The following is a 14,138-nucleotide window of genomic DNA, read 5'->3' as shown; positions in this document are numbered from 1 at the left end:
GTCAGCCACATCGACCACCGGATATCCCGCACCATCGTCAGACCATCTCGGTGCTGCGACGCACTCCGACGACATCGGTGACGTCAACTCATCGATGTCAGCGGGACGTCACCCGATCGGACGTTGGATCGCGACCCTCATCGATCCAGCGGGACCCAACGTCGGTCGGCCGAGGCTCTATCGATAGACATCGATGCAACGACGAGGATTGGCTTCCAGCACAGACCGACGGCCTCCGGCGATCGGTGGCGGAGCTGCGACGGACCGTGCATCGATCTGGTTCGATCCAGGGGCACTGCGCCGACAGAGGGTTGTCCAGCAGAGAACGCACGGACCACACCCGAGCATGAAACGAGGGATCCTCAGAGCGAAGCGATGTGCGCAGTTATGCCACGACATGAACCGACACCAACTCGTGCAGAGCGTGCGGCGCCGCCACTGGCGGCCACCCGTCGTGGAGCTCGCTGGCCACTAACGTGTCCGACGTGCGTGACGCCAACACGTGCACGGCTCCGTGCTCGGCCTGCCCGATCGCGCGCCGGACGACATGGCCCGCGACACCGCAAGCACCCGACACGGTGACGCACAAACCCGTCACAGCCCGACACCGTGACGCACAATCCCGTGACAGGCCGACACCACGACGCACAAACCCGCGACAGGCCGACACCGCACCGCACGAACCCCGACAGCCCGACACCACCACGCACGAACCCACGACAACCGACAGCGCAACGCACAACGCGTGAGTGCCAGACAGGACAAGGCACACCCCTGCGACAACCCCGCCACCACGGTGCACCAACCCGTCACAGCCCCACACGACAATGTGCGACCCCGCAACACGCCGACGACTCCTTGGCACCGAAACCGCCGGCTCGACACCCCCGGACACCGAATCCGATGAGCTCCGAGCCCGGGACAGCGCCGCCGAATCGTTCCACATGAGGGCCAGGCGATCGGGAAACAGCAGCGCGGGGAACCGGCGCAGGGCGAACTGGGCGCAGGCCGAACTGGGCGCAGAGCGAACGGGAGAGGGAAGGGCTGCCAGCACATGGAACGCGCGCGTGCCGACCGCCATCCCGGTGCATGACCGGGGTCACAACTCGTGTGGGCGACGCCGACCATCACGACGGCACGCGGACGACCCCTGTCATCCGCCTCGTGCACTACGTCGATGCGCGGCCGACACCGAATCCCCGACAAGTGAGCCGTCCCGAGGACGACACACAACGCTCCCGGTGAACCGCAGGAGCGGCGGCGCCACGCCGGCCGACCGGACCGCCGTCATGCACCGACGTCCCGCACGACGGGCCCGGACATCGTCGTCGCGGGCCCATCGCCGGCATCGGACGATCAGCTGAGGGCGCGTACCACCGTGTGCCGTTCGCGGCCCTCACCCTCGGACTCCGAGTGGTAGCCACGCTCGGCCGCGAGGTCGTGGACGATCTTCCGCTCGTACGACGACATCGGCGGGAGCGCGGCCGAGGCGGCCCCCTCCTCGATGCGCGCCACGGCGCGATCCAACAGCTCACCGAGCTGGCGCCGACGTGCGTCGCGAGATCCGCCCACATCCAGGATGAGTCGCGAGAACTCACCGGAGTCGGCCTGCACCGCGAGTCGCGTGAGCTGTTGCAATGCTTCGACGACCTCGGGGTTCGCGAGTCGATCGAGACTCGTCGCACCATCCGCCGAGACCGACACGTACATGCGCCCGTCCCGTTCCTCGATCTCGAGGTCACCATCGATGTCCGCGATGTCGAGCAGCTCCTCGAGGAAGTCCGCCGCGATGTCGCCCTCGTCGCGGGGCGCATCGCCCGATTCCGTCGGCTCGAGGGGAGCCGTGTCCTGCGTTCCGGATTCTGTCGTCATCGCGCGTCCCTCTTCTCCTGCGGTCACTTCTTCTTCTTCGGGCGCGCACCACTCGGACGCTTCGGCGCCGAATCGTCGTTCGACGAACGGACATCCGCGTCGTCGCTCCCAGCGGCCGAATCGTCCGCGTCCGCATCCGTCGCGGCCGCATCGCTCGAGGGCGCCGTCTTCGCCGGACGGCTCTTCTCGGGAGCGCTCTTGCCCGGCCCATTCTGTGCCGGAGCGGACTTGGCCGTGCCCTGCTTCTTGGCCCGCGACTTCGACACGGGCTGCTGACGCTGCGTCGGCTTCGGCGCAGCCTCGACGTCGATCACCTTGCCGTCCTTCGACTTCGGCTCCGGCTCGACCCACTTGCCCCGGCGCTTGAGTCGTTCCTCACGAGCCTTGGCCGCCTCGGAACCGGGCGTGGGCATGTTGCGGATGACGACCCACTGCTGACCCATCGTCCAGAAGTTCGAGATGAGCCAGTACGACATCACGCCGAGGGGGAACGCCACGCCGGACACCGCGAAGACGAGCGGCAGCACGTACAGCATCATCTGCTGCTGCTTGAACATCGGCGACTCCCGCGTCGCCTGCGAGATGTTCTTCGACATGATCTGCTTCTGCGTGATGAACTGCGACACCGTCATCACGACGACCATGGTGCCCGCGAGCCACATGACGAGCGGGTTCCCACCGTTCTCGAGGAACGTCGCTTTCAGCGGCGCCCCCCAGATCGACGCGCCGGCGAACGAGTGCGCCAGTTCCGGGGTGAGCAGACCGACACCGGACTGGTCGCGCTGCGCGCCGTTGAGCACCGAGAACAGACCGAAGAACACCGGCATCTGCACGAGCATCGGCCAACAGCTCGCCATGGGGTTGGAGCCCGTGCGCGAGTAGACCTCCATGGTCTCGCGACGCATCGCCTCCATCGAGAACTGGTCTCGCTTGCCCTTGTACTTGTCCTGGATCTTCTTGATCTCGGGGGCCGCGTCCATCATCGAGCGCTGCGACTTGATCTGCTTGACCATGAGCGGGATCATCGCCGAGCGCACGACGATCACGAGGCCCGCGATGGAGGCGATCCACGTCCAGCCGTCGTTCGGGTCGAGTCCGAGCGTGGTCCAGAGGGAGTGGAATCCGACGAGGATGAGCTCGATGACCCACCGGATGGGCCAGAGAATGGTGCCCAGGAAGTCCATGGTTGTGCGGAGAGCCTTTCGATCAGTGGTCGGCGGCGACGAAGCCGAAACGAGTGAGGTGTGTTCGTCGTGGGCCCGGATCGGGCACATCGTCGATCCCCCCGCGCGCCCACGGGTGGCAGCGGCCGATTCGACGCACGGTCAACCAGGCACCGCGCACGACACCGAAGTCCTGCGCGGCCCTTAAACCATACGCGGAACAGGTGGGGTGGTACTTGCACACGTCCCCGTAGGTGGGGGAGATCACCGCGCGGTAGGCGATGAGGAACGCGATCACGAGATTCCGCGGTACGAGCAGCGCCGTGCGCCAGGCGTAATCCAGGCGCGAGGTCGTCAGGGTGCCCCCGGTCATGCGTTCACCGCCGACCGCGAGCGGCGCAGTGCCGATGCGGAGGCCGCGCGAGCGCGGTCCCGCAGCGTCGCGAAGTCGAACGCCGCCGACTCCGGCAGCATCCTGAACACGATGTCGTACCCCGTGGGCACCTCGTCGAGCAATTCGAGTGAGATCGACTTGAGTCGTCGACGCATGCGGTTCCGGACAACAGCGACGCCCACGCGCTTCGAGACGATGAATCCGAAGCGAGTGGGCGACGATGGGTCGTTTCGCGCGAGCGCGCTCACCACGACACCGGGCACACCGGCGCGCGCTCCGCGCCGCACTGCGGCCCGGTAGTCGTCACCGCTCGTGACACGATGCGCGCGGGCGAGCACGGAGGAACTACGCGGAAAGCTGCGCGCGTCCCTTGCGGCGGCGTGCCGAGAGGATCGCGCGGCCGGCACGCGTGCGCATACGGAGACGGAATCCGTGCACCTTCGCGCGACGACGGTTGTTCGGCTGGAACGTACGCTTGGACATCAGAGAACTCCAGGATCGGGACCGCACGGCGAGTCCGTGCGACAGAGAAGTGGGATGCCTGGCTGCAGGCACAACTGCTTAACAGTATGCGACGGCTCACGGGCCGTCAACATGGCTCGGCGACACACCACAGCGGCACGACACGAAGCGGGCTCCTGCCTGCATGACCCACCGGAATCCGTGCGCGAGCTTGCGCAATTGGGGAGGGTGCGTCGTAGGCTAGGCGGCACCCCCCGTAGTTGTGCACACCACACCTCTGTTATCCACAGTATTCTGTGGATAACTTCGTGCTGCCGATACCGTGAGGGCCCCGCTCTGCAGGACGTTCGCGGAGTGCACCACGCAACCGCAGACGGACGAGAGGAGCGCGGTAGATGACCGCGGACATCGCCGACATCTGGCGACGGATCCTCGAGTCCCTGGCGAGCGACGACCGCGTCCAGCCGTCGCTGCACGGCTTCCTGGGGCTCGCGTCACCCAAGGGTGTCATGGCCGGCACCATCTTCCTCGAGGTCCCGAACGACCTCACACGCACGATGATCGAGCAGCGCGGCCGCCTCCCGCTGCTCGGCGCGATCGCTCAGCTCGACGACGACGCGAAGGTCTCCACCTTCGCCGTCATCGTGAACCCGGACGTCGACCCGACGTTCGGCACCGCCGAGCCGGCCGACGAGACGGCCCCCGACGACTACGTCGAGCTCCCTCCGCAGCGTCCGTCACAGCAGCGGGACTACGCGAATTCGCGCGAGCCCGTTGCCGAGGAGTTCGACACGGCCGCGACGCGGTCCTCGTCGACGAGCGACGCCGAACAGGCCCGCAACGCGAAGTACACCTTCGACAACTTCGTCATCGGCGGCTCCAACCGCTTCGCGCACGCGGCCGCGGTCGCCGTCGCCGAGGCACCGGCGCGTTCCTACAACCCCCTCTTCATCTACGGTGAATCGGGCCTCGGCAAGACGCACCTGCTCCACGCCATCGGCCACTACGCCGAGAGCATGTACCCGGGCATCCGGGTGCGCTATGTGTCGAGCGAGGAGTTCACGAACGACTTCATCAACTCGATCGCGAACAACCGGACGCAGTCGTTCCACGCCCGCTACCGGCACAACGACATCCTCCTGATCGACGACATCCAGTTCCTCCAGGGCAAGGACACGACGCAGGAAGCGTTCTTCCACACGTTCAACACCCTCCACGAGCACAACAAGCAGGTCGTGATCACGTCCGATCTGCCCCCCAAACGTCTGACGGGCTTCGAGGACCGCATGCGGTCCCGCTTCGAGTGGGGACTCATCACCGACGTCCAGTCGCCCGACCTCGAGACCCGCATCGCGATCCTGCGCAAAAAGGCGCAGATCGAGAAGATGCAGATCCCCGACGACGCGCTCGAGTTCATCGCGAGCCGGATCACGTCGTCCATCCGCGAGCTCGAGGGCACGCTCATCCGTGTCACCGCGTACGCGAGCCTCAACGGGCAGCACGTCGACATGCCGCTCGTCATGACCGTGCTGAAGGACCTCGTCTCCGACGACGAACCGAGCTACATCGCACCGACGGACATCATCCGGCACACCGCGGACTACTTCCATCTCTCGGTCGACGACCTCTACGGCTCGTCCCGCTCGCAGGCCATCGCCACGAGCCGCCAGATCGCGATGTACCTCTGTCGGGAGATGACGAGCATGTCACTCCCCAAGATCGGGCAGCTGTTCGGTGGCCGCGACCACACGACCGTGATGTACGCGCACCGCAAGATCACGAAGCTCATCACCGAACGTCGCGATGTGTACAACCAGGTCGCCGAGCTCACGTCCCGCATCCGCCAGAACGGCGCCGGAGCCCGCTGACACCCGAATCGCCCCCATTTTGCGGGGCACACCGCCGTTCCCCACAACGGGAGCGGCGTTTCGTCGTCCCAATGACACATGTGGAGAACCTGTGGACAACGTCCGTGACGCGCGGGAACCGAATGTGGAGAAACCGTCCCGGGATGTGGACCACCAGGATCTGTCCACGGACCGCCACCGCGGCGACCACAGCTCGCTCACGAGTGCGACACAACTTACACGGATGTGGTTCCCTAGGCCCGACGAGGCAGGCGGACACCGTCCACAGTTTCCACAGCCGTTAAGATGAAGATGAAGGATCTCTTTCATCATGAAGGGCTCGATGACATTCACGCCCCGAGCCTGAAGCGTCGAACTCCCTCGTGAGCGATTCCCGCACGGCCGCTAGCATGAGCTGCACGCAATCGAGAGGACCCCCAGTGAAGTTCGTGGTCAACCGTGACGTCTTCAGCGACGCGGTGTCGTTCGTCGTCAAGCTCCTTCCGCAGCGACCGACCCTGCCGATCCTCTCCGGGGTGGTGCTGGAAGCCTCCGACGGCGCACTCACCCTCTCGTCGTTCGACTACGAGGTCTCCTCCCGCACCACCGTCGAGGCGGAGGTCGAGACCGCGGGCGCCGTGCTCGTCCAGGGACGCCTGCTCGCCGACATCGCCAACCGCCTGCCCCAGGCACCCGTCGAGGTGACGCGCGAGGACAACGCCGTCACGATCCGTTGCGGGCAGGCATCGTTCAACCTCCCGACCATGCCCCTCGAGGAGTTCCCCACGCTGCCCGAGGTGTCGGGCGTCTCCGGCACGGTGGAGGCCGACGCATTCGCCGAGGCCGTCTCGCAGGTCGCCGTCGCGGCCTCGAAGGAAGACGTGGCGCCCGTCATCACGGGCGTCAACCTCACACTCGACGCCGACAGCCTCGGCCTCGTCGCGACCGACCGCTACCGCGTCGCCGTCCGCCGGCTCGAATGGCAGTCCGAGTTCACAGAGACCCGCACCGCGCTCGTCCCGTCGCGCACGCTCGCGGAGGCGGCGAAGTCGCTCGGCCACTCGGGCACGATCCGCATCACGCTCGTCGAGCAGGGCGAACGCGAGCTCATCGCGTTCAGCGCGAACGACAAGACCGTCACCTCGCTGCTCATCAAGGGCAACTTCCCCGCCGTCGAACGACTCTTCCCCGCCGAGACGCCCCACTACGCCGTGCTCGCCGCCTCCGACGTCGTCGAGGCCGTCCGCCGCGTGCAGCTCGTGCTCGAGCGCGAGGCAGCCCTGCGCTTCACGTTCGGCGTCGACGGGCTCATGCTCGAGGCGGCCGGCAGCGAGCAGGCGCAGGCGTCCGAGCAGATCGACGTCGTGCTCACGGGGGACGACGTGGTCGTCTCCCTCAAGCCGCAGTTCCTGCTCGACGGGGTCGGCGCGATCCACTCGCCGTTCGTGCGCATCGCGTTCACGAAGACCGACAACCCCGGCAAGCCCGGGCCCGTCCTGCTCACGAGCCAGACCTCGAAGGACGAGGGGACCTCGGACGACAGCTTCCGCTACCTGCTGCAGCCGAACCTCCTCATGCGCTGACGGTGCACGTCTCGCACCTGCAGCTGCGCGACTTCCGCAACTATCGGGAGGTCGATCTCGAGCTCGGCCCCGGCGCACACCTGTTCGTCGGGGCCAACGGGCAGGGCAAGACGAACCTCGTCGAAGCGATCGGCTACCTCGCGTCGCTCGGCTCGCACCGCGTGTCGAGCGACGCGGCCCTCGTGCGGCTCGGTGCGGAATCGGCGATCGCCCGCGGGGAACTCAGCCACGGCAACCGCCGTCTGCGCATCGAGGTGCAGATCGCGAAGGCGGGCTCGAACCGCGCACAGGTGGGCGGCCGAGCGGTCCGGGCCCGTGAACTCTCGCGCTACATCACGACCGTGCTGTTCGCACCGGAGGACCTCGCGCTCGTGCGCGGTGAACCCGCCGTGCGCCGATCGTTCCTCGATCGCCTGCTCGTGACGCACTCGCCCCGCCTCGGTGGGGTGCTCTCGGACTACGACCGCGTCCTGCGACAGCGCAACAGCCTGCTGCGCTCGGCGCGATCGCAGGGACGGGACGATCCGCGACTACACACCCTCGAGGTGTGGGACGACCGGCTCGTGGATCTCGGGACCGAGATCGTCGCCGAGCGCCTCCGACTCGTTTCACGCCTCGTGCCGCACCTCGAGCGCGGATACGCGAGGCTCGTCGGCGCCGATCACGCACCCGGCATCCAGCTGCGGCTGAGTGCGCTGGGCCAATCGACGAGCGTCGGCGTGGGCGACGAGGAGCCCGAGGACGACGACAGCGAGCTCACGGGCGGCGAGATCTCGTTCGAGGAGTTGCGCGCACGCTTCGTGCACCGCCTCGCGGAACGGCGCGACGCGGAGATCGAGCGGGGCGTGAGCCTCGTGGGTCCGCACCGTGACGATGCGGTCATCATGCTCAACGGGCTGCCGGCGCGCATCACGGCGAGCCAAGGTGAATCGTGGTCGCTCGCCCTCGCCCTCAAGCTCGCAGCGGCGGAACTCGTGCGGGCGGAATCGCAGACGGGCGACCCCGTCCTCATCCTCGACGACGTCTTCTCCGAGCTCGATGCCGATCGCCGCGAACGGCTCGCCGATGCGATCGGGGATTTCGAACAAGTTCTCGTGACCGCGGCCGTTCTCGGTGACATCCCCGACTCGATGCACGCCCAGGTCACGACGATCCGCGGCGGAACGATCGTGGGTGACGGTGCATGAGCGAGGCGAGCGACGTGTACGAGCGCTTCAAGGCCGTGTTCGGCGGGCGCACCTCCTCGTTCCTCCGCCGCGTCAAGGCGGCGGAGGCGAAGCAGCGGCCCGAGGACACGGACGAATCCGCCCAGCCGTTCGGTTCGCACCGCGACCCCGTGAGCCTCGGGAGCGCGTTCGTCGTCGTCTCGCGAAGGTTGGGGTGGGAGACGCCCATCGCGCAGGCCGAACTCATCGCCGCGTGGGAGCGCATCGCGGGACGCGACACGGCGGCCCATTCGACGCCCATGCACATCGACGACGGCACGCTCGTGGTGCAGTGCGATTCGACCGCGTGGGCCACCCAATTGCGCGGCATGCGCTCACACATCCTGCGCGCGATCGCCGAGCAGTTCGCCGATGCGCGCGTCGTCGACATCCGATTTCTCAACCCCGGGGCCCCGTCCTGGAAACGCGGCCTCAGATCGGTCCCAGGGCGCGGTCCACGCGATACCTACGGCTAGGGAGACAAATCCGCTACCCGCGCACTCGAAAGGGCGCAGAACGGCCGTTCACGGGCGCGAAGCGCGCACCGCTTGGTACACTGGGATGTCGCGTGTCGCGCTGATGAGCGGGCGAATTTCGCCCGCTCGCACGGGCGCCGACACGCCTGCTGACCAGAAGGAGATCCCCAGGGATGACCGACGCACCCACTTCGCCCGAATCCGACGAGGCGCCCGAGAACGGGAGCGAGCCGGACACGGCTCCCCAGGACGGGACCGAAATCGATTCGGCGAACGGCGAGCACCAGCTGCCCGGCACGCACAGGGTCGAGAACGACTACGGCGCCGACCAGATCCAGGTGCTCGAAGGTCTCGAGGCCGTCCGGAAGCGCCCCGGTATGTACATCGGCTCGACCGGTATCGAGGGGCTCCACCACCTCGTCGCCGAGATCGTCGACAACTCCGTCGACGAGGCCCTCGCCGGCTACTGCGACACGATCTCGGTCGTGCTGCAGGACGACGGCGGGGTGCGCGTCGAGGACAACGGTCGCGGTATCCCCGTCGCGGTGCACCCCATCGAGGGCATCTCGACCCTCGAGGTCGTCCTGACCAAGCTCCACGCCGGCGGCAAGTTCGGCGGCGGCGGGTACGCGGTCTCGGGTGGTCTGCACGGTGTCGGCTCATCGGTCGTGAACGCGCTCTCGCACCGCTTCTCGGCCGAGGTCCGCACCGACGGCTACGTGTGGAACATGGACTTCGAGGACGGCGTCCCGACGGGGCCGATCCGTCGAGGTGAGCCGACCGACGTGACCGGGACGACCATCACGTTCTGGGCGAACGGCGACATCTTCGAGACCACGGAGTACGACTACGAGACGCTGCGCCTGCGCTTCCAGCAGACCGCGTTCCTCAACCGCGGGCTGCAGATCTCGATCACCGACGAGCGCGACCCCGCGACCCTCAGCCACGGCATCAAGCCCGTCACGAGCGACGAGGCGGAGCCGCTGCCGGCCGACACGGACGAGACGGGCGAGCCGAAGCCCGTCACCGAGGCGATCGACATCGTCCCGAAGCAGCGCTCGCAGACCTACAAGTTCGATCGCGGTCTCGTCGACTACGTGCAGCACCTCGTGAAGCGCCGCAAGATCGGCGTCGTCCACGACGAGATCATCGAGATCAACGCAGAGGACACCGAGAAGCACATCTCGCTCGAGCTCGCGATGCAGTGGACCGAGTCGTACTCGGAGTCGGTGCACTCCTTCGCGAACACCGTGACGACGAAGGAGGGCGGGACGCACCTCGAGGGCTTCCGCGCCGCGCTCACGATCGTCATGAACAAGTACGCGCGCGAGCGGAACCTGCTCAAGGAGAAGGACGAGAACCTCACGGGCGACGACGTGCGCGAGGGGCTCGCGGCGATCATCTCCGTCAAGCTCGGTGAGCCGCAGTTCGAGGGGCAGACGAAGACGAAGCTCGGCAACACCGAGGCGAAGTCGTACGTGCAGCGCGTCGTGAGCGTCGCGCTCGCCGACTGGTTCGAGCGCAACCCGAACCAGGCGAAGGACATCCTCCGCAAGGCGATCCAGGCCTCGCAAGCCCGCCTCGCGGCACGTCGGGCCCGTGAGCAGACGCGCCGCAAGGGCCTTCTCGAGACGGGCGGCATGCCCGGCAAGCTCAAGGACTGCCAGTCGAAGGACCCCGCGATCTCGGAGATCTTCATGGTCGAGGGCGACTCGGCAGGCGGCTCGGCCGTGCAGGGGCGCAACCCCATCACGCAGGCGATCCTGCCGCTGCGCGGCAAGATCCTCAACGTCGAGAAGGCGCGCCTCGACCGGGCGCTCCAGAACGCCGAGGTGCAGTCGATGATCACGGCGTTCGGCGCCGGCATCGGTGACGACTTCGACCCCGAGCGAACGCGTTACCACAAGATCATCCTGATGGCAGATGCCGACGTCGACGGGCAGCACATCACGACGCTCCTGCTCACGCTCCTGTTCCGCTACATGAAGCCGCTCATCGAGCTCGGCTACGTGTACCTCGCGCAGCCGCCGCTGTACCGCATCAAGTGGTCGAACGCACCCCACGACTACGTGTTCTCCGACCGTGAGCGCGACGAGAAGCTCGCCGCCGGACGCGCCGCCGGCCACCGCATCCCGAAGGACAACGCGATCCAGCGCTACAAGGGGCTCGGCGAGATGAGCTACCAGGAGCTCTGGGAGACCACGATGGATCCCGAGACCCGCACCCTCCTGCAGGTGACGATGAGCGACGCCGAGGCGGCCGACGAGGTCTTCTCGACGCTCATGGGCGAGGACGTCGACTCCCGCCGCACCTTCATCCAGCAGAACGCGCACGACGTGCGCTTCCTCGACATCTGAGACCCCGAAGGCATCCCAATGGTTGACGAGAACGACACGCCGCTCCCCGAGAAGGGCAGCCGCGGCAACGACCACGTGGAGCAGGTCGATCTGCAGCTCGAGATGCAGCGCTCCTACCTCGACTACGCGATGAGCGTCATCGTCGGGCGCGCCCTGCCCGAGGTGCGCGACGGCCTCAAACCCGTCCACCGCCGCGTGATCTACGGCATGTACGACGGCGGCTACCGCCCCGACAAGTCGTACTCGAAGTGCGCGCGCGTCGTCGGCGACGTCATGGGGCAGTTCCACCCCCACGGCGACTCCGCGATCTACGACGCGCTCGTGCGACTCGTGCAGCCGTGGGCGCTTCGCTACCCGCTCGCGCTCGGGCAGGGCAACTTCGGTTCGCCCGGCAACGACGGCGCGGCCGCACCGCGATACACCGAGACGAAGATGGCGCCGCTCGCACTCGAGATGGTGCGGGACATCGACGAGGACACGGTCGACTTCGTCGACAACTACGACGGGCAGACGCAGGAGCCCTCGGTGCTCCCGAGCCGCTTCCCGAACCTGCTCGTCAACGGCTCGGTCGGCATCGCCGTCGGGATGGCGACGAACATCCCGCCGCACAATCTGCGCGAGGTCGCGGACGGTGCCCTGTGGCACCTCGCGAACCCCGAGGCACCCCGCGAGGAACTCCTCGAGGAGCTCATCCGCCGCGTCAAGGGGCCGGACTTCCCGACCGGTGCCCAGATCCTCGGGACGCGCGGCATCCAGGACGCGTACCGCACGGGCCGCGGCTCGATCACGATGCGCGCCGTCGTCTCGATCGAGGAGATCCACGGCCGGACGTGCCTCGTCATCACCGAGCTCCCGTACCAGGTGAACCCGGACAACCTGGCGCTCAAGATCGCGGAGCTCGTGAAGGACGGCCGTGTGTCGGGCATCGCCGACATCCGCGACGAGACCTCGGGCCGCACGGGCCAGCGCCTCGTGATCGTGCTCAAGCGCGACGCGATCGCGAAGGTCGTGCTCAACAACCTCTACAAGCACACGCAGCTGCAGGAGAACTTCGGCGCGAACATGCTCGCGATCGTCGACGGCGTGCCGCGCACGCTGTCGATCGACGGCTTCATCACGGCGTGGGTGGCGCACCAGATCGAGGTCATCGTCCGGCGCACGAAGTTCCGGCTGCGCAAGGCGCTCGACGAGGTCCACATCCTCCGCGGCTACCTCAAGGCCCTCGACATGCTCGACGAGGTGATCGCCCTCATCCGTCGCTCACCGACGGTCGAGGAGGCCCGCGAAGGCCTCATGGAGCTGCTCGACGTCGACGAGCTGCAGGCGAGCGCGATCCTCAACCTCCAGCTGCGTCGTCTTGCCGCACTCGAGCGGCAGAAGATCATGGACGACGCCGCCCGGCTCGAGGCGCTCATCGCCGAGTACGAGGCGATCCTCGCCTCGCCGCAGCGTCAGCGCGACATCGTCTCCGAGGAGCTGCAGGGCATCGTCGACCGCTTCGGCGACGACCGCCGCACGCAGATCGTCGCGGGCTTCGACGGCGGGATGACCGACGAGGACCTGATCCCCGAGGAGGAGATGGTCGTCACCGTCACGCGCGGCGGCTACATCAAGCGAACGCGCAGCGACAACTACCGTTCGCAGCACCGTGGTGGCAAGGGCATCAAGGGTGCGCAGCTGCGGGCCGACGACATCGTCGACCACTTCTTCGTCACGACGACGCACCACTGGCTCCTGTTCTTCACGAACCTGGGGCGCGTGTACCGGACGAAGACGTACGAGCTGCTCGAGGCCGGGCGGGACGCGAAGGGCCAGCACATCGCGAACCTGCTGCCGCTGCAGCCCGACGAGCAGGTCGCACAGATCCTCGACGTGTCGGACTACCAGCAGGCGCGCTACCTCGTGCTCGCGACGCGTGCCGGGCTCATGAAGAAGACGGAGCTCACGGAGTTCGACACGAACCGTCAGGCCGGCGTCATCGCGATCAAGCTGCGCGACGGCGACGAGCTCGTGAGCGCCATGCTCGCGAACCCCGAGGACGACATCTTCTGCGTCTCGCACCTCGGCATGTCGCTCAAGTTCCAGGCGAACGACGACACGCTTCGACCCATGGGGCGTTCCACCTCGGGCGTGAAGGGCATGTCGTTCCGCGACGGCGACTACCTGCTCACCGCCGCGGTCTCGACCGAGGCCGACGCGGACGACACCTTCGTGTTCGTCGTGACCGAGGGCGGCTACGCCAAGCGCACGCCCGTCGCACAGTACCGCTCGCAGAAGCGGGGTGGCCTCGGCATCAAGGTCGCGAAGCTGAACGACGAGCGTGGCGGCCTCGCGGGCGCACTCCTCGTGCAGGCGGAGGACGAGGTGCTCGTGATCCTCGCCTCCGGGAAGGTCGTCCGCTCGGACGTCTCCGAGGTCTCGATCACGGGCCGCGATTCGATGGGTGTCACGTTCGCCCGCCCCGGTAAGAACGACTTCGTCATCGCGATCGCGAAGAACTCGGACCGTGAGCTCGGCGACGAGACGGACGAGGCGGACGACGAGAACACGACGTCCGAGGCATCCGAACGGCCGGAGGACGATCCGTCGCTCGAGAGCACGGCCATCGGCGATGCGGCCGTCGCGGCCGCGGACGCCGTCGAGTCGTCCGACGGCACCGCGGCGCGCGAGCACGAGCACGACGTCGAGGAGCGCACCGAGGCCGCCGCGGACGGCGCGGGGGCCGAGAGTGTGCCAGACTCGGAACCGTTCTCCGATCCGGAGTCCGAAGGTTGAGGAT

At 67.4% G+C, this 14,138-nt stretch carries 10 protein-coding genes and 1 pseudogene; 6 read left to right on the top strand and 5 right to left on the bottom strand.

Translation table 11 applies throughout. From position 1 onward, the window contains the following. Nucleotides 1–1,356 precede the first annotated feature (1,356 nt). The 5 genes and pseudogenes from HNR16_RS15535 to rpmH all read right to left on the bottom strand — a co-directional run bounded on the left by HNR16_RS15535 (nucleotide 1,357) and on the right by rpmH (nucleotide 3,912). Nucleotides 1,357–1,872, bottom strand: coding sequence for a Jag family protein (locus HNR16_RS15535; RefSeq protein WP_158041182.1), 516 nt, complete (start codon nucleotides 1,870–1,872; stop codon nucleotides 1,357–1,359). Nucleotides 1,873–2,099: 227 nt separating this feature from the next. After that, a pseudogene (gene yidC / locus HNR16_RS15530) lies at nucleotides 2,100–3,056 on the bottom strand (membrane protein insertase YidC); the annotation flags it as partial. Nucleotides 3,057–3,078: 22 nt separating this feature from the next. Further along, nucleotides 3,079–3,408 carry a membrane protein insertion efficiency factor YidD gene (yidD, locus tag HNR16_RS15525; RefSeq protein ID WP_158041179.1) on the bottom strand — a complete coding sequence of 110 codons (330 nt, stop codon included), beginning with the start codon at nucleotides 3,406–3,408 and terminating at the stop codon, nucleotides 3,079–3,081. Continuing rightward, entirely contained in the window at nucleotides 3,405–3,767 is a 363-nt protein-coding gene (gene rnpA, locus HNR16_RS15520; RefSeq protein ID WP_158041177.1) for a ribonuclease P protein component, read from the bottom strand. Before rnpA ends, yidD begins: the two co-directional genes overlap by 4 nt. A 7-nt stretch (nucleotides 3,768–3,774) precedes the next feature. Beyond that, nucleotides 3,775–3,912, bottom strand: a complete 138-nt coding sequence (gene rpmH, locus HNR16_RS15515) for a 50S ribosomal protein L34 (protein WP_158041175.1) — start codon at nucleotides 3,910–3,912, stop codon at nucleotides 3,775–3,777. A 374-nt stretch (nucleotides 3,913–4,286) separates the two neighbouring features. Here rpmH and dnaA point away from each other — a divergent pair, with 374 nt between their 5' ends. From dnaA to gyrA, 6 genes are all read left to right on the top strand, one after another. Next, nucleotides 4,287–5,759, top strand: a complete 1,473-nt coding sequence (gene dnaA / locus HNR16_RS15510) for a chromosomal replication initiator protein DnaA (protein WP_158041173.1) — start codon at nucleotides 4,287–4,289, stop codon at nucleotides 5,757–5,759. Between the two features lie 419 nt (nucleotides 5,760–6,178). Next, nucleotides 6,179–7,321, top strand: coding sequence for a DNA polymerase III subunit beta (gene dnaN, locus HNR16_RS15505; RefSeq protein WP_158041172.1), 1,143 nt, complete (start codon nucleotides 6,179–6,181; stop codon nucleotides 7,319–7,321). 2 nt (nucleotides 7,322–7,323) lie between these two features. Next, complete coding sequence (recF, locus tag HNR16_RS15500) at nucleotides 7,324–8,508, top strand: DNA replication/repair protein RecF (protein WP_158041170.1); 1,185 nt, start codon at nucleotides 7,324–7,326, stop codon at nucleotides 8,506–8,508. Continuing rightward, nucleotides 8,505–9,002, top strand: coding sequence for a DciA family protein (locus HNR16_RS15495; RefSeq protein ID WP_158041169.1), 498 nt, complete (start codon nucleotides 8,505–8,507; stop codon nucleotides 9,000–9,002). Before recF ends, HNR16_RS15495 begins: the two co-directional genes overlap by 4 nt. 173 nt (nucleotides 9,003–9,175) lie before the next feature. Further along, the gene (gyrB, locus tag HNR16_RS15490; RefSeq protein ID WP_158041163.1) at nucleotides 9,176–11,359 is read left to right on the top strand and encodes a DNA topoisomerase (ATP-hydrolyzing) subunit B; all 2,184 of its coding nucleotides are present in this window, start codon (nucleotides 9,176–9,178) and stop codon (nucleotides 11,357–11,359) included. Nucleotides 11,360–11,377: 18 nt separating this feature from the next. Further along, nucleotides 11,378–14,134: a DNA gyrase subunit A gene (gene gyrA / locus HNR16_RS15485; protein WP_158041161.1), complete on the top strand. Its 2,757-nt coding sequence runs from the start codon at nucleotides 11,378–11,380 to the stop codon at nucleotides 14,132–14,134. The last annotated feature ends 4 nt before the right edge of the window (nucleotides 14,135–14,138 follow it).

This window comes from Pseudoclavibacter chungangensis, from assembly GCF_013410545.1.
Classification (GTDB): Bacteria; Actinomycetota; Actinomycetes; order Actinomycetales; family Microbacteriaceae; genus Pseudoclavibacter; species Pseudoclavibacter chungangensis.
The sequence above is the reverse complement of the archived record's forward strand: the minus strand, read 5'-3'. Positions and strand labels throughout refer to the sequence as shown.

What these genes read in the sequence shown, in the direction of transcription:
- HNR16_RS15535 (WP_158041182.1), bottom strand. Translation starts at nt 1,872, where the DNA reads ATGACGACAGAATCCGGAACGCAGGACACGGCTCCCCTCGAGCCGACG.
- yidD (WP_158041179.1), bottom strand. Translation starts at nt 3,408, where the DNA reads ATGACCGGGGGCACCCTGACGACCTCGCGCCTGGATTACGCCTGGCGC.
- rpmH (WP_158041175.1), bottom strand. Translation starts at nt 3,912, where the DNA reads ATGTCCAAGCGTACGTTCCAGCCGAACAACCGTCGTCGCGCGAAGGTG.
- dnaA (WP_158041173.1), top strand. Translation starts at nt 4,287, where the DNA reads ATGACCGCGGACATCGCCGACATCTGGCGACGGATCCTCGAGTCCCTG.
- HNR16_RS15495 (WP_158041169.1), top strand. Translation starts at nt 8,505, where the DNA reads ATGAGCGAGGCGAGCGACGTGTACGAGCGCTTCAAGGCCGTGTTCGGC.
- gyrB (WP_158041163.1), top strand. Translation starts at nt 9,176, where the DNA reads ATGACCGACGCACCCACTTCGCCCGAATCCGACGAGGCGCCCGAGAAC.
- gyrA (WP_158041161.1), top strand. Translation starts at nt 11,378, where the DNA reads ATGGTTGACGAGAACGACACGCCGCTCCCCGAGAAGGGCAGCCGCGGC.